General features: G+C 53.1%; 24 protein-coding genes and 1 tRNA gene. 2 read left to right on the top strand and 23 right to left on the bottom strand.

All coding sequences use genetic code 11. The features are described from left to right. From RTK01_RS10670 to RTK01_RS10705, 8 genes are all read right to left on the bottom strand, one after another. Positions 1-1650, bottom strand: a 1650-nt coding sequence (locus RTK01_RS10670) for a V-type ATP synthase subunit A (RefSeq protein WP_312280952.1), incomplete at its 3' end; no start/stop codon positions are given. Positions 1651-1731: 81 nt separating this feature from the next. Further along, complete coding sequence (locus RTK01_RS10675) at positions 1732-2049, bottom strand: V-type ATP synthase subunit F (RefSeq protein ID WP_293008989.1); 318 nt, start codon at positions 2047-2049, stop codon at positions 1732-1734. A 13-nt stretch (positions 2050-2062) separates the two neighbouring features. Continuing rightward, entirely contained in the window at positions 2063-3058 is a 996-nt protein-coding gene (locus RTK01_RS10680; protein WP_312280953.1) for a V-type ATPase subunit, read from the bottom strand. Positions 3059-3085: 27 nt separating this feature from the next. Continuing rightward, complete coding sequence (locus RTK01_RS10685) at positions 3086-3676, bottom strand: V-type ATP synthase subunit E family protein (RefSeq protein ID WP_312280954.1); 591 nt, start codon at positions 3674-3676, stop codon at positions 3086-3088. Between the two features lie 25 nt (positions 3677-3701). After that, complete coding sequence (locus tag RTK01_RS10690; RefSeq protein WP_294854469.1) at positions 3702-4226, bottom strand: V-type ATP synthase subunit K; 525 nt, start codon at positions 4224-4226, stop codon at positions 3702-3704. Positions 4227-4241: 15 nt separating this feature from the next. After that, on the bottom strand, positions 4242-6176 hold the full coding sequence (locus RTK01_RS10695; protein WP_312280955.1) for a V-type ATP synthase subunit I: 1935 nt from the start codon (positions 6174-6176) through the stop codon (positions 4242-4244). Between the two features lies 1 nt (position 6177). Continuing rightward, positions 6178-6492 (bottom strand): hypothetical protein, encoded by a 315-nt coding sequence (locus tag RTK01_RS10700; protein ID WP_312280956.1) that lies wholly within the window; start codon positions 6490-6492, stop codon positions 6178-6180. Between the two features lie 288 nt (positions 6493-6780). Continuing rightward, positions 6781-7341 (bottom strand): hypothetical protein, encoded by a 561-nt coding sequence (locus RTK01_RS10705; RefSeq protein WP_312280957.1) that lies wholly within the window; start codon positions 7339-7341, stop codon positions 6781-6783. Positions 7342-7603: 262 nt separating this feature from the next. Here RTK01_RS10705 and RTK01_RS10710 point away from each other — a divergent pair. Continuing rightward, positions 7604-7680: transfer RNA gene (locus RTK01_RS10710), tRNA-Arg, on the top strand. Between the two features lie 403 nt (positions 7681-8083). On the opposite strand, the gene RTK01_RS10715 is transcribed toward RTK01_RS10710, so the two are convergent. From RTK01_RS10715 to RTK01_RS10725, 3 genes are read right to left on the bottom strand one after another with little or no spacing between them, the layout of a single operon-like run. After that, complete coding sequence (locus RTK01_RS10715) at positions 8084-9259, bottom strand: M20 family metallopeptidase (RefSeq protein WP_312280958.1); 1176 nt, start codon at positions 9257-9259, stop codon at positions 8084-8086. 15 nt (positions 9260-9274) lie between these two features. Next, positions 9275-9949 carry a hypothetical protein gene (locus RTK01_RS10720; protein WP_312280959.1) on the bottom strand — a complete coding sequence of 225 codons (675 nt, stop codon included), beginning with the start codon at positions 9947-9949 and terminating at the stop codon, positions 9275-9277. Between the two features lie 21 nt (positions 9950-9970). Beyond that, positions 9971-10681, bottom strand: a complete 711-nt coding sequence (locus tag RTK01_RS10725) for a DUF5058 family protein (protein WP_312280960.1) — start codon at positions 10679-10681, stop codon at positions 9971-9973. A 430-nt stretch (positions 10682-11111) separates the two neighbouring features. Between RTK01_RS10725 and RTK01_RS10730 the strand changes: the two genes are divergently transcribed. Next, positions 11112-12731, top strand: a complete 1620-nt coding sequence (locus RTK01_RS10730; RefSeq protein WP_312280961.1) for a PucR family transcriptional regulator ligand-binding domain-containing protein — start codon at positions 11112-11114, stop codon at positions 12729-12731. A 300-nt stretch (positions 12732-13031) separates the two neighbouring features. Here RTK01_RS10730 and eno read toward each other — a convergent pair whose 3' ends face one another. The 12 genes from eno to RTK01_RS10790 all read right to left on the bottom strand — a co-directional run bounded on the left by eno (position 13032) and on the right by RTK01_RS10790 (position 18798). Beyond that, on the bottom strand, positions 13032-14318 hold the full coding sequence (gene eno, locus RTK01_RS10735; RefSeq protein ID WP_397352714.1) for a phosphopyruvate hydratase: 1287 nt from the start codon (positions 14316-14318) through the stop codon (positions 13032-13034). Positions 14319-14535: 217 nt separating this feature from the next. Next, positions 14536-14892, bottom strand: a complete 357-nt coding sequence (locus RTK01_RS10740) for a hypothetical protein (RefSeq protein ID WP_312280963.1) — start codon at positions 14890-14892, stop codon at positions 14536-14538. A gap of 320 nt (positions 14893-15212) precedes the next feature. Next, the gene (locus RTK01_RS10745) at positions 15213-15341 is read right to left on the bottom strand and encodes a hypothetical protein (RefSeq protein WP_312280964.1); all 129 of its coding nucleotides are present in this window, start codon (positions 15339-15341) and stop codon (positions 15213-15215) included. A 44-nt stretch (positions 15342-15385) separates the two neighbouring features. Beyond that, a complete protein-coding gene (locus RTK01_RS10750) occupies positions 15386-15808 on the bottom strand; it encodes a hypothetical protein (protein WP_312280965.1) in 423 nt (140 codons plus the stop codon). Between the two features lie 122 nt (positions 15809-15930). Further along, complete coding sequence (locus RTK01_RS10755; protein WP_312280966.1) at positions 15931-16278, bottom strand: hypothetical protein; 348 nt, start codon at positions 16276-16278, stop codon at positions 15931-15933. Continuing rightward, the gene (locus RTK01_RS10760; RefSeq protein WP_312280967.1) at positions 16259-16708 is read right to left on the bottom strand and encodes a type II toxin-antitoxin system antitoxin SocA domain-containing protein; all 450 of its coding nucleotides are present in this window, start codon (positions 16706-16708) and stop codon (positions 16259-16261) included. The genes RTK01_RS10755 and RTK01_RS10760 overlap by 20 nt, the downstream gene beginning before the upstream one ends. A 217-nt stretch (positions 16709-16925) precedes the next feature. Then, positions 16926-17603, bottom strand: coding sequence for a CHAP domain-containing protein (locus RTK01_RS10765; protein WP_312280968.1), 678 nt, complete (start codon positions 17601-17603; stop codon positions 16926-16928). Beyond that, positions 17587-17838, bottom strand: a complete 252-nt coding sequence (locus RTK01_RS10770; protein WP_312280969.1) for a hypothetical protein — start codon at positions 17836-17838, stop codon at positions 17587-17589. The genes RTK01_RS10765 and RTK01_RS10770 overlap by 17 nt, the downstream gene beginning before the upstream one ends. Positions 17839-17847: 9 nt before the next feature. Further along, positions 17848-18060, bottom strand: a complete 213-nt coding sequence (locus tag RTK01_RS10775; protein ID WP_312280970.1) for a hypothetical protein — start codon at positions 18058-18060, stop codon at positions 17848-17850. 13 nt (positions 18061-18073) lie between these two features. After that, positions 18074-18352, bottom strand: coding sequence for a hypothetical protein (locus RTK01_RS10780; protein WP_312280971.1), 279 nt, complete (start codon positions 18350-18352; stop codon positions 18074-18076). After that, positions 18349-18639 (bottom strand): hypothetical protein, encoded by a 291-nt coding sequence (locus RTK01_RS10785; protein ID WP_312280972.1) that lies wholly within the window; start codon positions 18637-18639, stop codon positions 18349-18351. Before RTK01_RS10785 ends, RTK01_RS10780 begins: the two co-directional genes overlap by 4 nt. Positions 18640-18654: 15 nt before the next feature. After that, entirely contained in the window at positions 18655-18798 is a 144-nt protein-coding gene (locus tag RTK01_RS10790) for an XkdX family protein (protein ID WP_312280973.1), read from the bottom strand. Positions 18799-18857 lie beyond the last annotated feature (59 nt).

Raw genomic sequence — 18857 nt, forward strand, 5'->3', positions numbered from 1 at the left:
CCGAGACGGGAGAGAAAACAAAACCGCCGCGTCCGCGCCACCTGCGATTGCCTCACGGCAGAGCGGATCGTACCGCAAAATAATCAACAAAAGCTTCTTCTGCCGGTCGTAGCTGGAATAGCCGTCGATGTCCGTAAAGGCGTTCTGCTGCAAAAAGTCCTCCCGGATCATACGGGCCGTCTCCAGCGTCAACTGGTCGTTGGCAGACAGCGCGTCCTTACCCACCAACTGGACGATTTCGTTCAGGCTGGCCTCGTTTTGCAGAATGCTCATCGCCTGACTCCGGTCCTTCATAAAGCCCTCGCCCAAGTTCTCGTCAAACCAGGGCTTCAGGGAATCCAGATACAGCGAGTAGGAGTTCAGCCAGTTGATGGCCGGGAAATGACGCTTGTAGGCCAGAGACGAATCCAGCGCCCAGAAGACCTTGACAATCCGCATGGTGGCCTGGGACACCGGCTCGGACAAGTCTCCGCCCGGAGGCGACACCGCGCCCACGGCGGTAAGACTGCCCCGGCGCTCGCCGGAACCAATGCACTCCACGCTGCCCGCCCGCTCATAGAACTGGGCCAGTCGGGAGCTCAAATATGCGGGATAGCCCTCTTCACCGGGCATCTCCTCCAGACGGCCGGACATTTCGCGCAGCGCCTCTGCCCAGCGGGAGGTGGAGTCGGCGATAACCGCCACGTCGTAGCCCATGTCGCGGAAATACTCCGCGATGGTGATGCCGGTATAAACCGACGCCTCGCGGGCCGCCACGGGCATATCGGAGGTGTTGGCGATCAGCACCGTGCGCTTCATCAGGGACTCGCCGGTGCGGGGGTCGTTCAGCTCGGGAAATTCCCGCAGCACGTCGGTCATTTCGTTGCCCCGCTCACCGCAGCCGATGTAAACCACAATGTCCACGTCGGACCACTTGGCCAACTGGTGCTGAACCACCGTTTTGCCGGAACCGAAAGGACCCGGTACGGCGGCAGTGCCGCCCTTGGCGATGGGAAACAGGGTATCAATGACCCGCTGGCCAGAGCAAAGGGGCCGGGTGGGGGGATACTTGTGCCGATAAGGACGGCCCACACGGACGGGCCACTTCTGCGCCATGGCAAGCTCCACCGTCTTGCCGTCCTCCGTCTCAATCACCGCCACCGTCTCCAAAACGGTGAAGGAGCCACTTTCAATCTTCTTCACCGTGCCGCTGACATTCGGCGGCACCATGACCTTGTGCAGCACCACCGGCGTCTCAGGAACGGTGCCCAGAATATCGCCACCAATTACTTTATCGCCAACATTTGCAACAGGTGTAAAGTCCCATTTCTTGTCATGGTCCAGTGCAGGAACCTCTATGCCGCGGGTGATGTTGGAGCCTACTTTTTCCACGATCTTCTCCAACGGGCGCTGGATTCCGTCGTAAATGCCTTCAATCATGCCCGGCCCCAGTTCCACGCTCATGGGCGCGCCGGTGGTCACCACCTCTGCGCCGGGGCCTAAGCCGGAGGTCTCTTCATAGACCTGAATGGACGCAGAATCGCCCGTCATGGTCAAAATTTCGCCGATCAGCCGCTGGGGGCCCACACGCACCACGTCGGACATATTGGCGTCCGACAGGCCCGTGGCCACCACCAGCGGTCCGGATACTTTTACAACTTTACCGCTCAAACAGACAACCTTCTTTCAGGATAAATTCGCTCTCTGGACGGGAGGCGCGTTCATGGCAAGAGCGCAGTCTCTTTCCCCGCGTCACAGGATATCGGCGCCGACCGCCCTTTCAATCGAGTTCTGGATGTTGCGCCTGCCGATGCCAAGGATTCCGCCCCGTCCGGGAATCAGGATGACGGCGGGGCGCAGCTCGTCCTTATATCGGTCCAGCACATCCGGCAGCTTCGCCGCCAACTGTTCCGTCAGATAGATCACCGCGCAGTCGGTTTTTGCCAGCTCGTGAATTTTTTTGCGGGCCTCCTCCGGTACGGAGATGGGATAGGTATCCAGCCCCAAAGCCCGAAAGCCCATGACGGATTCCCAGTCCCCCACCACCGCGATGCGATAGGTCGTTGCCATTTTTTCACACTCCTTACGTCCGCAGCCGCGCCCGGATAATCTCCGGGTCCAGCCCCGCGGCCCGGCCCATCAGAAGAATCCGGAGATTTGTATACTCCGTCTCCCGCGCGGCCAGATAGCCAATCAGCGGCGCTTCGCCAAACGCCACCATCTGTGCGCCGGAGAGATACCCGGACACCGCGTCGTCGCACAGCTTTTCAAACTTCGTCAGTCCGCCGCCCTTCAGTGCGTCGAAACCGGCCTTTGCGGCGGCCTCCAGCTCTGTGCCCGCATACAGATCCTCAAGGCTGTCTCCGCAGTCGCACGCAACCTCCAGCACCTCGCTCTCGTCCACGCTGCCGCCGGAAAAGAGCACACCCTCCAAAAAAGCCTCTGTCTTACCCATGCGGATAGTCCGGACCAGTGCGCGGAGGTTCGCCGCATCAATAGAGATACGGACATAGCCCTGAAGAAATTCGCTTCCGGTTTCCTTCGCTGTCTCCAGCTCATCCCGATATCTCCAGCGGTCCAGCACCATGTCCCCCAACTGAGGATCGCGGGTGGTGTCCAAAACCGCCTTCCCTTCGGCGATGGCAAGGGCCAGCAGGGGCGGAAGCTGATTGCCCTCGCCGCCGGTAATTGCTTCCTTCAGCTCCGCCGCCGGAACCCGACCCAAGTCCGTCAGCATGTGGTCCGGGTTCATGCCCAGCGCCTGCGCCTTTAAAATGGCCTTGGCGTTGTGGTAATCGTATTTCAGCTTGAAGATATCCAGATATCTCCTGTCCGGGGCGCTGTCCCCCAAGTCCCGTAAAGTCTCTTCCCTTGCAGCAGCAATTGCCGCGTCCATAGCCTCCGGACTCTCAAGGCTCATGTCGGGATATCCGTTTTCCTGCAGGAGCTTCACCACTTCTTCGTCGCTGCGGGCGGAGAGGATTTGCTCCATTCTCTCGCCCGTCAGCAGCCCCGTCTCCATGGCGCGGATGCGGGCGGATATCACCAGATAATCGGTGTCCTTGATTTTATTTGACAAGGCGCTTCCTCCCAGCTCGTTGATTCATTACCCTTCCGGGAACAGCACTGCGGCGACCTCGCCGGCCATCTCGCCCTTTTGCAGGCGCACCAGCGTCTCAAAGGTGCAGTTGACCTCCACGCTGCCATCCACCAGAATGAAGCCACCCTTCAACGGTCTTGTTTCTTCGGAGAGGGTCAGCTTTCCGTTCAGCCGCCGATTGGCCTCGTCCACCGCGGCGCGGCCGATTTTTTCCCGGTCTGCGGGAGAAAACACAGCTTCTCCCCCGCCCGCACCGGCGGCCCGGACCAGCAGGTCCGCAGCCACGGCAATGTACCGATCCTCCGGCAAATCCCGAAGGGTCTTCAGCGCCAGTTCAAAGGTGGCCTCTACCTGAGACTGCCGCGCAGCCAGCAGGTCCTTTCGGGCCTCCATCTGGGCAACGCTTACAAGGCGCTCCTCCCGCTCCGCAGCGGTCTTTTCATTCTTCACAGCGGCCTCCGCCGCCTCACGGTCCGCCTGAGCACGATACTTTTCAGCAATTTTCTCCGTCTCGGCCTTCGCCCCCGCCAGCACGCGGTCAATTTCCGACTGTGCCTCGGCGGCAATGCGGTCTGTGATTTTTTCGATTCCGTTCATATAGACTCCCCTTTCTGTGGGGCCATCAGCTAATGTTGATCAGCATGAGCATGGAAGCCAGCAAGGACAAAATGGCATAGAACTCCACGGTGATGCACAGCACCATGCCCTTGGACCAGTCGTCCGGCTTCTTGGCAAGAATATTGATGGAGCCTGCGGCCACGCGGCCCTGTGCGATGGCGGAGAACAGTCCGCCCAGCGCCATGGGAAGGCAGGCCATAAAATATTGCATCCCCTGCGCCACCGTCAGAACCGGAAGTTCCCCGCCGAGCAGGCCCATGCGGAAAATGGCAAAAAACCACACCACCAGACCGTACAGGCCCTGGGTGCCGGGGATCACCTGAAGAATCATAACCTTACCGAACTTGCTGGGGTCCTGGCAAAGCAGGCCGGTGCCCGCCTCGCCGGCAATGCCGGTGCCTTTTGCAGAGCCGATGCCCGAAAGAACCGCCGCCAGACCCGCGCCCAGCAGCGCCAGAGCCAGACCGCCGATGCTGCCCAAAAAGGTCAGGCTCTGCTGGAGTTCTACCATCTGTGCTAAATCACTCATTGTAAGTTTCCTCCCTTATTCTTTTACGATATCAACATATTTGGTTTTAATCTCCAAAGGCCGGAACCGCTTGCCTCCGTCCTCGTAGAACTTGTTGAAATACTCCAGACACTGGAGTCTCAGGTCATGGACGTAGCAGCCCAGCAGGTTCAGCGCAAAGTTCAGGGCGTTGCCCGCCAGAGAGATAATGAGAAACACCACCACGTTGCCGGGGATGGCGCCCAAGGTGTTGAACACCTGCGCGATGACGCTGCCCGCCAGCATGAGGGCCATCAGACGGGAATAGGACAAAATGTCTCCAAAGTAGCCCGTGATGTGGTTATAGAGCGAGCCAAACACGGCCCCCACCTTGCCAAAGCCCTTGGCGTTCCAGCCGGAGCCAACCAGCACCATCACGCCGCCGACAAGCAGCACAAGCTTGGTCACACCCAGAGCGGCCAGCCCCCCGCCGAGAAACACGATCCACCAGGTCACTTCTTCCCACAGGGCATCCATCATCTGCCCCCGCTTGAGTTTTTTGTAAAAGCTGATGGCCATGCCCACGTTAATCTGAACGAAGCCCAGACACATCGAGCCAATCAGAATCATCAGCGTGTCGTCCAGCGGGGTAAACAGGGCGGGCAGGGTAAACACCGTACCCGGGCTGATAATTCCGACAAGCTGGGTCAAAAAGTCTCCAAAGAAGCCGCCGGTCAGTGCCCCCACGATAAACACGCTGACACCGCAAAGGCGCATCAAGCCGAAGAAATGCTCCATGCCTCCCTTTGGTTTGTACTTATTCAGCACAATCGATGATGCCAGCAGCATCAAAAGACCATAGCCCATATCCGCCATCATGATGCCGTAAAACAAAATGAAAAACGGCGCCATCAGCGGGTTGGGGTCCAGACTTCCGTACGCCGGGAGGGAGTACATATCCGTCACCATGTTCAGCGGCTTTGTCAGCCAGTTATTCTTTAGCTGTACGGGAACGTCCGGGTACTCTTCCTCGCTGGGCTCGGAAGTCTCCCACGCGCAGCCCCGCTTCTCCAGCAAAGAAGCAAGCTTTCCCTCCGCCTCCGCAGGAACCCATCCTTCAAAAAAGACAATGGTTCCGTCGGTGAGGATGCGCTGGGCGTCCTCGTCCTGCGCCACCTCCGTATTCAGGCGGTCCGAGTGAAGGCGCAACGCATCCCGCGCGCCGCCGCAGGCGGCCAGCTCATCCGTGATGCGCTCCTGCTCGGCCCGGGCCTCCTTGACACAGCACGCAATCGCCTCCAGATTTTTTGCCGGAGTCCCTATGTAATCCGGGAATGTCACCACGCTGAAGCCGGCACGCCGCAGAATTTCAATTGCTGCCGCCTCATCCGTCCGGTGACAGATGAAGAACAGATACTGCTGCGTTTTGTCTGCCCCCACGGGGTACAGCTCCGCGGCCAGATCCCCGCCGCCAAGCTCCGCCCGCAGCGCCCCTACATCCGCAGCGGCGGGACACACCCCCATACGAAAAACGACGTGGGCCGTGTCCTGCGTCTCCAGCGAAAAATCCAACTCCTTCCACGGCGTCAGGGCGGCGGACTGAGCCGCGGCCCGCCCCTCATCGCATTGGATATTGTACAACTGCGTCAGTAAGCCGTTGATTTTTTCGCAGGTTTCTTTGGCCTGCTCCGCAGAATCGGCGCTGTGAAATTCCGACTCCTTAACAGGCTTTCTCTTAATAAACAATCCATCCTTTACGGCAGCATACCGCCGGATGGCGCCCAGCGCGGTGGTTACGTCGGCGACGGAGCCCTTGGTATCCATCAGTGAACATACGTTCCGGGCCAGCGGCGCAGACAGGGTCGAATCCTCCAACCGACCGTCCGGTTCGCTGATTTCCACGCAGCCCAGACGCAGCAGCTCCCGCAGAAGCGCATCCCGTTCCGCCGCCATGGCCACCACCCGGAGCTTTTTCATTTTTACGATGGCCATTTTACTGCTTCACGACCTTTCCAACAATGCGCTCTGCGGCGGCGGACATATGGCTCCCCGCTCGCTTGATCAGGGCCTCGCATTCCTTTGCGGCCTCCTCCCGAATCGCTGCGCACCGTTTTTCAGCGCGTTCCTCCGCTTCCCGCAGCAGCCGCTTGCCCTCCTGCACAGATGCAGTGCGCATCCGCTCCAGAAGCGCGGGACCATCCTTTTCTGCCTGGGCGATCCGCTCTTTTGCCTCTTGCTCTGCGGCAGCTTTGAGTGCCTTGCTCTCGTTTTCCGCCCTGGCAACGGTTTCAATGGCTTCCAGTGACATTCCTTAATCACCTTCTCTCCCAATGACTTCGTATTGCTCTAAAGAATAGGACTCCGCACAATACTTTAATTCATTATATTGCATTCAAATTTGTAAAGCAAGGCTATTTTTTCCAAACCTTACAACCGCCTTAATAATTTTTTTCACTTTATCACCGCAAAAGGCAGCAATATCCGTGCATAAATTTACTATATTCGTCAGTATAAATAGTTTTAGGCGGGAAAAAAATTTTTTAGAGGTATGAAAAAACAGAGCACCCCCCACCGGGAAATGCTCTGTCTGTGCACATCAAACTTTTTTCTCGCCGCCTGTGGCGGACACCAACTCGCTGAGCTCCTTCCCCGCCTGATCCATTGCTCTTGGCAGTTGGGAAAGACTGACCTCAATTTTCCGCAGCTCCGCGCTGACCTGTGCTGCGGTTGCGTCAAAAGCCCCGGCCAAATCCTGATACTGCTTTTGAATATCGCCCACCAGCGCGTTCAGCCGCGAGGTGGTTGCGGTCTCCAGCTCCCCCGCCCGCCGCCGGGCCTGACATTCGATGTCCCCCACCTGCGCCCGGACCTCCTGATAAGATAGGGCTTGGGGACGCAACTCCTCCAGCTCGGCCGTGAGGGCGCGAATTTTCTCACGCAGTTCCGCCCCTTCCCGCCGGGCGGTTTCCGCATGCTCCCGCAGAGAGACCTCAATCTGTTTTTTCAGAGTTTCGTTCTCCTCGCGCAGGGCGCTGTTGTCCTTGAGAAGCGCTTCCTGCGCGTCTGCGTTTTCCTGCGCGGTCTTCTGCACGTATTGAATGACTTCTTCTTTATCAAAACCGCCGAATGCAACGCTTCTGAAATTTTTAATTTCCATGTTTGCCGCTCCTCCTCCGGGTCCCGCCCGTGCCTTTACCGGGGCTTTCAGGGCAGCCCTTCTCCTGCGGGCAACGCCCCCAAAAGGCCTCTGCCGCCGCGAATCCAACCGGCGTCCGTGGGCTTTGCAAGTTTTGATAATTATAGCATAGCGATTTTCCCATTACAAGCCCCAGGAAAAAAGTGAAAATTTTATGAAGAAAATGCTTGCATTTTATAGAATGCCATGCTATTATAACTAAGCTGTTTGAAAACAGTGGTACGCGCCGTTAGCTCAGCTGGATAGAGCGTCTGGCTACGGACCAGAAGGCCGGGGGTTCGAATCCCTCACGGCGTACCAGAAAAGAAGTCTTGATTTTCAAGGCTTCTTTTCTTTTTGCTTAGAGCCACAATGGGAATGGGTTGGATAAAACACTGGATATAACAGTTTAATATATCATGCAGCAATATTTGCACACGGAATCGTGAAAATTCCGCACGAATTTGCACACGAAAATCCTCCGCAGGAGCCAACCGGCTCCTGCGGAGGATTTATTTCTAAGGCAACACCGCACAAATTAAAGTTGCACCGTCAGATTTTTTGGCATACAAAACAAAAGCCACAGCAAATACCGGTTGTATTCGTGAGGGTTTTTGTGAAGCATGATGCAATAGATGCAGGCAAGTCTGCGCTTCAGACGTTAGCCGCTCTTTGCACGGTGTTGCCTAAAGTTGCTCCCCACCTGAAATCAGTTTATGCGGAATCAGGAATTAAAATATTCCTCCACAATGGATACAAAGACTGCGCTCCCCATGTACAGAACATCCTCATCAATGTTGAACTGGGAATTATGGTGCGGCCCATCCGTGTGCTTTTGCGGATTGGCGGAGCTCAGGAACATAAAAGCCCCCGGTCTTTCGATTAAGTAATAGGCAAAATCCTCCCCGCCCATGAGTGGAGCCAGAGATGTCATCACATGTTCCTGTCCTAAGGCTTTTACCGAGGCATTCTGCGCCAGCTCCGTCATAGCCGGGTCGTTGACCACAGGTGGCGCGCCCCAGTCCATTTCAAGCTCGCAGATGCCGCGATAAGCCTCCGCAACGCTTTTAGATATCTCTCCGATTCGTTTTGCCAGATATTTTCTCACGCCATCGTCCAGCGCACGGGTCGTCCCCTCAATCACCACTTCGCCGGGAATCACGTTGTAAGCCGCGCCTCCGGCAATCTTTCCAAGGGTCAGCACAGCCGGATTCATGGCAGGAATCTCCCTTGCCAAAATTTCCTGAAGCGAAAGCGTAATGTTGGCGGCAATCGTAATGGGATCAACTCCTTTTTCCGGTGTGGACCCATGACAGCCCGCCCCGCGAATGCGCAGGATAAATCGGTCAAAGGAAGCCAGACAGCACCCGGGAACCGCCACAAGCGTTCCTGCGGGAACATCCGCCCCGGCAATGGAGCCGATGTGCAGTCCAAACACATTGTCAACTCCGTCCAAAACGCCTTCTTCAATGGCCACTCTGGCGCCTCTGCAAATTTCCTCTCCAGTTTGAAAGACAAAACGGACGGCGCCCTTTATATTCTCCCTGTTTTCCTGCAAAACCTTCAGCGCACCCAGCAGCATGGCCCCATGCGCGTCGTGTCCGCAGGCATGCATACAGTTTTCGTGCTTTGAGGTATAGTCCACCCCCGTGGCCTCGGTAATGGGAAGTCCGTCAATATCCGCCCGCAGCAGGATGGTTTTTCCCGGATGCGCGCCTTTGATTTCTCCGATGATGCCGGAATCCCGCTGATTCTTTTTGTAGGTGACGCCCATTTTGTCTAATTCCCGCGCGATAATCGCCTGCGTCTCAGGCAGATTCATTCCGATCTCGGGAACCCGATGCAGCTCCCGCCGCACAGCGACGATGTAGTTTTGCAGTTCCTTGCACTTTTCAAACATAGAAATCCCTCCAAATCAAGTGACAGAAGCCTTCTTACTGTCTTTTTTATATAGGATTCTGGCAAACAGCAGGCTTCCAAATACAGCGAAAACAATCATTATCCACGCGGGCGGTGCAAACAGCGCTTTCACGCCCAATGTTGCAAACAGAGCGAATGCGGCGATTTTAGGATACTTGATGGCAAAATTTCCAAATGTACCGCCAAATATTGCCGCAGCGGCGTACTTTGTCAACGCGGCCACGATAAAGCCGGGCAGAACCGTCACAACCGCAGCGCCAACCAGCGCTGCCAGCGTGGTAAAGGCCAGATTCGTGAAAATGGAACCGCAGATCGCCATGGTGGAGGCAACCTCCGCCTGCAAGGTTCCCGGCTCGCTGTCGGTGGCTTCCAGCGCCAGCGCCGCCACCGGGACGCGCATATTTCCAATGTTGCCCGACAAAAATCCAAGATAGGTACCCGTCATGCCAAGCGCGGCGTAATAGGAAACCGGCTCCACAATGTAAAACGGACCAAAAGACAAAAGCACCATTCCCCATGCCGTTAAAACGACGCTGGGAGAGGGCCAACAGTTGTAGGTGGAGCAAAGCCATAGAACGGGGATAAACGCCGTGACTGCAGCCAGAAGATTGGTGGGTGCGCCAATGCGCACGCTCTTCTTTTTCCACGCGGCTAAGTAGTTGTTGTCCATTGTTATTCCTCCTGTCTGCCCTCAGGCAACCGCCAGATCATAGAGCACCGCGAAAAACATTCCGATAATCATTGCCAGCCCCAGCGTGTATTCCATGAGTTTTGGAAATTTTGGAACGACAAATTTCACCAGAACCACCATGCTGAGCGCACCGGAAATCAAGGCCAACGCATTGCCCCAGCCCTTGTATATTTCATTGACGTTCAAATATCCGAAGATACCCAGAGAGCAGGCGCCGGAGAGGACCGCCAGCCAGCGTGTGTCTCCGCCGCTCATCTTGTTCCGCAGCTTTTCAAGGCCGGGCGTGAACAGGCCGGTCATAACCAGCCAGCCCGCACCGTTCAAAGCCATGGCAAACCAAGAAACCGCCATGGCCGTCAGCGTATAGCCCGCGCCGCCCAAATCCACGCCGGAGGCCTGCGCTCCATAGGTGGCGGCGGTAAGCTCCGTGGGCGCAGCGCCGATGATGGAAAGGCGCAGCCATGCCATCGGCCCGCCGATGGCCGCCATAAGCCCCACCATAACAATGAAAACGCCCATAGCCGGTCCGATTGCGGAAATGAGTCCGATCCGGAACGCCTTATTTGGAATTTCTCCGGGCAATTGGATTTCTGCGGCGGTCTTTTTTGCCATGCGCATGTAAAGCAACGCCTGAATAAACGCAATTACCACCGTGATTGCGCACAGCGCCCACACTGTGCCTGAGTTTGCTGTTTTTAAGTAATCTTCCATGAATTTCCCTCTCCTCCCCATGATTGACCGGCAGCACTTGCTTTATTGATACTGCCGCTGTAAGGCAGTGTACCCTGTTATCATACTATCACGGAGCTTTGGAAAATAAATTAGGCTTGACAGATAATCTGAGACTGATATAGTGAATAAAATAAGCGGATATTTCAAATCAAGACAAATAAAAACGGATAAGTTTGTACTCACATAACATAAGAATCTAGAGCATCGAAGAAATTCCGCTGAATAACCCAGATTTTTTAAAAGCACCACGCATTACTATGTACCTCTCGTACAATCGAGTGCCTTTAAGAGTGCTTTTATTTTCAGCACAGGCCGCAAGGGACAAATTCAAAGATGCATTTTCGTCCTCTGTACACATAGAAAGCTTGGCCAAAAGCAACCGATACGCAACCATAAGGAGGAAAAGCACATGACCGTGGGTGAACTGCTTGAAATGCCGGCTTTGAGTGAGCTGGAGCTGGTGGCCGGAAAGGCGGGTCTGCATCGAATTATTTCCACCGTTACCGTGATTGACGCTCCCGACGGCCTTTCATGGAGCCGGGGCGGAGAATTTGTAATTACATCCGGGTTCGCCGTGAAAGACGGTGCTCACCTGCTCATGTCCATGGTTCAGCAGCTTGTGGCGTGCAAGGCCTCGGGCCTTGGAATCAAGCGAGAGCGATACATTAAAAGTATTCCGCCGGAGGTACTGGAGTTTGCGGAGCAGCAGTGCTTTCCCATTGTGTTTATTCCGAATCGTTATGCATTCAGCGATATTATCAATCCCGTACTGTCGCTGATTGTAAATCGGCAGTCGGCGCTGCTGATGCAGTCCAGTAAAATCCATAAAACCTTTCAGGAGCTGGCGGTAAACAGCAACAACGTCCTTGAGATTTTGAAAACGCTGGGCTCTCTTCTGGATTGCTCCGTCGCGTTTGTGGACATCCATTTTCGGAATTGTTATTATTCAAACCCGGAAAGCGCGCTGGCAAAGCAAATTATGGGATTGAAATTTGAGGATTTGGCGCAAAAGGTCTTCCCGCAGTATTCTTATTACGTGGTAAAAAACAAAAGCCAGAATTTTGGCTACCTTTTAATGGATTCTCTTGGGACCAGCGAAATGGACAAGGAGGTCGTGCAGACAGCAATCGAATATGCGGCTGTTGTGCTGATTCTCCGGATGCAGACGCGTATTTCCAACCAGCAAATCGAAGAAAAATACCGGGATTCCTTTATGGAGGATTTGCTTCTGAACAACGTAAAAACGGAGGAGGAAATTCACAACCGCGCCCAGCTTTATGGTTGGAATTTTCAAAGCGGCGGAATCGTTGCGGTCATTGATATCAACAATATTAAAAAGTGCTATCTGAAAAGTCTGGATACCCAGACGAACCAGCGGCTGGAAGGGTTTACCCAGAGCATCTACTCCGTTTCCATTCAATGCATGCTGGATGCTTTCCCGGATGCAAAATACTGCAAGCAGAGCGATACTGTCGCTTTTATCATCTCCGCCCGTGAATCTGACAAGGATGCGGTATACAGCCGGTTGGAGGAAATTTTTAACGAAATCCGCCAAACGCTTGCCAACCGGGTATCCTTCACCATCACCATGGGCGTGGGGGAATATGTGGAGAATATCCGGGACATTCATACCAGCTATGCCCAGGCGCGGACGGCCATTAACCTTGGATACCAGCTTGAAGCATTTGACTGTGCGCTGTTTTACAGCCGGCTGGGGGTATACCGTCTGCTGGCCACCACGGCCCACTCCCCTGAATCGGAGGATTGCTTCAACCGCTATATCAGGCCGCTGATGGACTATGATTCCAAGAATCACACGAATTTACTGGACACGCTGCAAGCCGTTATCAAGCACGGATGGAATTTGAAGGATGCAAGCGGAACGCTGTTTGTCCACTATAATACCGTTAAATACCGGTACTCCAAAATCCGCGAGCTGTTGGATTTGGACTTGCGGGAGCATGAGATTCAGTTGGCCGTAGAGATTGCTTTAAAGATGTATATGATCAATACTCACCGCTGGGAATAACGGGCGGCACGCAGCACAGAGCACATCTTCACGGTTGACGCAGAAAATCGTTTTTTGCTCCGCACAGCTCCACACTTCTTGTCAATAAGCACCCTTTAGAGGTAAAGCTTGCGTCACAGATATGTATTTACACGCGACAACCTCCCCACAGGAGCCGGAAGGCTCCTGTGGGGAGGTTGTTTGCTTTTTTATGTTGTCCCCCTCGGCCTTTCTCTGTGTTTCAAGGCCCGGGCTTCGCGGCCTGTCGCAGAGGTTTGCGGCCTCTGTGCAGCGCTTGGCCCTGCGGGTGGAGACTGCGCTTTATCTCTTGATGCTGTAAAAGCTGTCCTTCCCTCTGAAAACGGCGCTGCCACCCAGCAGCTCCTCAATTCTCAAAAGCTGATTGTATTTTGCGATTCTGTCCACTCGGCAGGGCGCGCCGCTCTTAATCTGGCCCGCGTTCAGCGCAACCGCCACATCCGCCAGCGTGGTGTCCTCCGTTTCTCCCGACCGGTGGGAGACGACGGCAGTATAGCCCGCCTTCTGCGCCGTTTGAATTGTTTCCAACGTTTCGGACAGCGTTCCAATCTGGTTGAGCTTAATCAGGATGGAGTTTGCCACATGCTTCTGGATTCCTTCCTTGAGAATTTTCGGATTGGTGACAAAAATATCGTCGCCCACCAACTGAACCCTGTCACCAAGCCGATTCGTCAGCGCGGCCCAGCCGTCCCAATCGTCCTCGGCCAGCCCGTCCTCAAGGGAGATAATGGGATACTTGCGAATCCACTCGGCGTAAAGGTCAATCATCTCTTCAGAGGTGCGGCTGACCTTTTCCCCGGCAAAAACGTATTTTCCATCAATTCGGAATTCGGAGGAAGCGGGGTCCAGCGCAATGGAAACGTCCTCTCCGGGCCGGTAGCCCGCCTTTTCAATCGCCTCCACAATCAGCTTCAGCGCGTCCTCGTTGGTGGCGAGATCCGGCGCAAAGCCGCCCTCGTCCCCCACGGCGGTATTCATTCCCTTATCCTTCAGAACGCCCTTCAGGGTCTGGTATACCTCGGCACACGTCCGCAGTGCCCCGGCAAAGCTGTCAGCGCCCACGGGCATAATCATGAACTCCTGCACATCCACGGTGTTGTCCGCGTGCTTCCCTCCGTTGAGAATGTTCATCATTGGCACCGGCAGCTCGCAGGCGCCCACTCCGCCGATATACCGGAACAGGGGCAGATTCAAAGAAGCGGCGGCAGCCCTTGCCGCCGCAAGAGACACACCTAGGATTGCATTCGCGCCAAGCCGCGATTTATTCTCCGTACCATCCAGCTCAATGAGCGTACGGTCGAGCCTTCTTTGGTCCAGCGCGTCAAAGCCCACGATTTCGGGCGCAATGATGGTCTTCACATTGCCGACCACCGTCTGAACTCCCTTGCCATGAAACCGCTTTTCGTCGTGATCCCGAAGCTCCACGGCCTCTCTCGTCCCGGTGGAGGCCCCGGAGGGGACCGCTGCCCGGCCCATCGCTCCGCTCTCCAGCGCAACGTCTACCTCAACCGTCGGATTTCCTCTCGAATCCAGAATTTCCCTTGCTGTCACGGCAGTAATTTTAGACATCATTCCATCTCCTTTGTTTTTATATATCGAATACTTTGCAGATTATTTGTCTTGCTATAAAGTATAGCAAATTTTGCACATATTAACATGTACAATTTATTTCTTTTTTCTGTAAAATATGCACAAAAATATAGCGTAAAAAAGGCAAGTCTGCATTTTCGGATAAAAAAACAGACTTACCTTTTGTAAACTTTGATTTACAATCTTCCCATGATACTCATTTTCTCTGAGTAAGCAGTTGAATTCGAGATGCCAGCGCATACCTATTTTCGACTGATTTCACATCAACCGTAATTTCATCTCCAACTACAAAATCCTCATACGATAAATCTTTGATTTCACCGGTTTCGTTATTTACATAGAGATAATATATATTCTGGTTTTCAAGCCCGATGTAACATTTTTCTCCTAAAATTCCGTCCTCATCTAGGCTCTTTACTACAAATCCTTTCAGCTCGGTGTTCTTCTCTAAAATCTCCGTGTTCAAGCCGCCATGGGTAATCTCTTTCGCCCCACAAGCTGTCACGCCAAAAACAATGATGACTAAAGACATGATTGCTGCTAACCTTTTCATTGATACCCTCCGTAAACCTTATATAAATAATATTAAAATATATTTTTGCGTGTACTTTTGTGTGTACTTGGTTAAAAATCAATCCCCTGATGCTCTAGGCATCAGGGGATTGATTTTGGTACGCCCGGCTGGATTCGAACCAGTGGCCTTTAGAGTCGGAGTCTTTATCTCAAAACAAGCAAATCAATTGGTATCAAAAGACTTTATCAATTTAAAATAAACTTTGTACCACGTTTGTACCACGCATTTACCAAAGAATCAGCGTAAAAGAAGACGAAAGAACGCACTACACCTCCGCCCCATCTTCGGCGGTGAGCTGCTTAATAGCGCCTAATAGCGCCACTTCCGCCCTCCATCCGCTCCATACGCTCGTCAATGGCCTTGCAGATGAAATCGTTAAGGCTCTCCCCTGCCGCATCCGCTGCGGGAATCCCGTAACGCAAAAACACCCCGGAGCCTACCTATGATAAGTTCCAATGCAAACACGCGGTCTTTATTTCTGCGTGGCATCCGGTCTTCCTTGCGGAAAAGTTTTGATATCTTCAACAATGATATCGGTGTACTCAACGCTATTAAAGCTGTATTTATCTCCTGACAGTTTTCCACGCACCTGAGAATCAAAATTCATGTGAATATCGGCAGGTACCCAAAGGTGGGAATTTGTGTCCCTGAGAGCAGCTCGTACAATTGCATTGCGTCTAGCTTTTTCGAATACCGCCGGCGGAACATAGTTGTTGGATGCGGGCAGAAAGGTAACATTTTGAAACAGCATAGACTTCGGTATCCCTTTATAGTTAACGATTTGGAGCAAGCCGATTTCAACATCTGTATTATCATGGAATATGGACTTCCCATAGTACTCATTTGTTTCACCATCATAGATATCTATATGAGGAATTTCGACCCTGTCAAACATGTATTATCTACTCCTTTCATATCCATTGTATTCTATGTGCAGTCATGTGGCATCCTGCTCAAAAAACAAAATTCCCCCATCGGAATTTTACCGATGGGGGAAATCATTACAATGACTATTTATCAGTCCTCTGCTGGCTTCGCAAAGACAAATCCGATTAATATGGATATGATGAACTTCAACATCTCGAAAAATCCAGTCATTAAGGAACTGCTTTCCATCCCTCTATTGATTAGTATGCAGTCGGAAACATACGTCCCAGAGGCTAATGTGATGCAAAGCAGCATAACCCGAAAACCTTTGTCTTTCAGCATTATATTTTGCAGTTTTCGTGCTGCGCGTATCTTTTTCTCCAAAGCACTAACGGTTTTTGACGGAATCTCGGTTTCACATTCCGTTGAATCATCGAAAGGAGCGTCTTCTTCAGATGTTATCTTAGGCTTTGAATCCTCAACAATCTTGACGCTCATTTCTTATGTCATCGTCCTTTAAATATGGAATTTTGTCTTCAAACGCTTTCGACCACGCAGTCCCATCTTTATGGGTCATTTGAGACAGTTGAACTCCAGAGAAATATTTATAGCGATTCCATACGTCATCAATGCACCGCAATAATTCACGATCACCGGGAAGATAGGCTTTTCCCTGTGCATCTTTCGCGAACCTATTGATCGGATTCTGCCCGAATGATTTAAACTCATCGTAAACGCTTTGGACTACCGGCCCGTATTTCCATTTTTGAATTGCATCATTAAAGGCTTTACGACCTGTCCCCTGAAGATAATCCCTGTATGCAAAGTAAATTAACTTTTGCAATTTCATTGGAGTTATTTTCACACCTTCAGTGTCAGAAAAAGCTTTCAGTAAAAATGCGTTGCTTACTGCTTGAGCTGACGGCATTATAATCCCTCCTTTTATAGAATGTTTGTTACCATTATTATACTGGCTTAATTTTCATTTGTCCATAGGAATTTTAAGCATACGTAACCTATAATGATGCTTGGCGTTAAAAAGGCTATTGATAAGTGCCTTTTACTGCAAATATGTACAACGAAGTGCACTATGCAAAAAAAGCCCGCAACTCTAGAAAAGATTCTCTAGAGTTGCGGGCTTATTATTATACCGCCGTCTCCAACCCGACAGCCTCCAGCTTCCGATCAAACCCGCCGCCCCGGTAAATAAAAACCAGCGTGCGCACCTGCTCATGGGTCAGATTGATCACGTCACCATTCCCGGTCGGGTCGGAGCCGTCGCCCTGAATGATGCCCGCCGTCATGAGCTTATCAATAATAGGCCGGAACTTCTCCGGCACGTTCGCCAGCTTTTCGTAAGTAACCACTTCTTCCTCCTCTTCAAAGTCAGGGCGGAACGCCCCCACAATCAAACTGTTGCTGCGCGTCCTGCGCTGCACCTGCCCGCCGTTTGCATCGTTCCCGGCCCCGGTGTTGCCCTCAATGGCGATAATCCCGGAGGCCGTGACGCTCTCCACAATGCCGGTATGATCTGTCGCCGCGCCGCCGGGGAAGTCATAGATTACTACGTCGCCGGGGCGGTAATCCCCGGTCACCCAACTGCCAGCCGCTTGTGCCGCACGCATCAATGCCCCGCAGGAGGCCGTGCGCATAGGCAAAGCAACGCCCGCCTGAGCGCAGCACCATTGCACATACATCATGCACCACGGGTTCCCATCCAGTCCGAACCACCTGCCATATTTGGTCTTGTTGCTCCCCTGCGGGGATTCGGTATAGCCCAGCTCCCCACGGGCGATATTCAGGATGTCACTCGCCGTCGGCATCGGAAACCGCCTCCACGGCATTCTGCGTGTCCTCCACGGCCTTTTTCACGCCCTCCGCGTCAATCTTTCCCTCCGTAACAATGTAGGTCAGCACGGACGCGACAGACACCACAGCGCCCGCCACGGTGGAGATCGTGTTTTCATCCAGCCCAAACACCATGGCAAGTCCGGTCACAACGCCAGCCAGCGCGGCCCACAACTTCCGGCTGGAAAGCTTTCTCATAATTGTATTCATAATATCCTCCTATTTTTTAATAAACAGAAATTCTTCAATGACGATAGGTGCGCCGTGCATTTTCAGATCATCATCATACTTCCCGCAGACGTAATCAACCTTGTTCGCAACATTGTCATTGATGATGATTTCCTTTGTGCCATCCGGCATCCTTATCCCAAGGATGATTTTGCAATTTTCCGCTCCCTGCGAGGCGCTAACAAAAAGCTCTTTTTGCGTCATAAAAATATTCTCCTTATAAATCGTTATTGTCTGTTCCCAAGGCAGCATCGTAGGTGATGCCGCCTTTCACGTTCTCCGCCTTGGCCTTTCCAAAATAGGCCGTCAGCACCACGGCCGTAGCCGCTTGCAATGCTCCAATCAGCGTGGTGAGATACGGCAGGCTCCCCGTAAACTGCATCCTGATACTGAGCCAACAGAGGTACAGTACGATGTAGGTGCAGCTCCCGTCCACCGCCAGCACGCCCAAGGCAATTAACTTGGAGCCTGTCCACTTCTTGGGCGTGGGTTTCATAGTCCTGCCCTCGCTAGCATGAAGCCCACCACGCCCGCCACGATTAAGTAAATGATTTTCTCCACCATCCCCTCCCACCGCTTGCGGGGGACGTTTTCCAGCGTGTCCACTTTACCCGTCAATGCGTTGATGCTCTTTTCCATGCTGTCCTGCTTCGTGGCCAAAACTTCCACCGCTGTTGCGAGGCGGTTTAGAACATCGTATTTCCCCTCCAGATCGTCCAGCCGGTGGGTGTTAGACTTCGACCGCTGATCGATTTCTGCGACTTTCACTTCCAATCCTTCCATACAGGCCCCCTTGTGTTATGTATTTTGCGGAGTGGCGACGATCTTATCGTATTCATCTTGCGTGATGCGTCCCTTTGCAAGGGCTTTTTGAAGCTGTTCTACGGTCATGTCACCGGAAACCCAGAGCGGAAGGTAAAAATTGTACCACGTAGCAGACATTTAGTTTTCCTCCTTCATTCAATTGATAATTCCATTACTACTTTTGCAGTTTCACTGAG

The organism is Oscillibacter sp. (assembly GCF_031978065.1).
Classification (GTDB): Bacteria; Bacillota; Clostridia; order Oscillospirales; family Oscillospiraceae; genus Oscillibacter.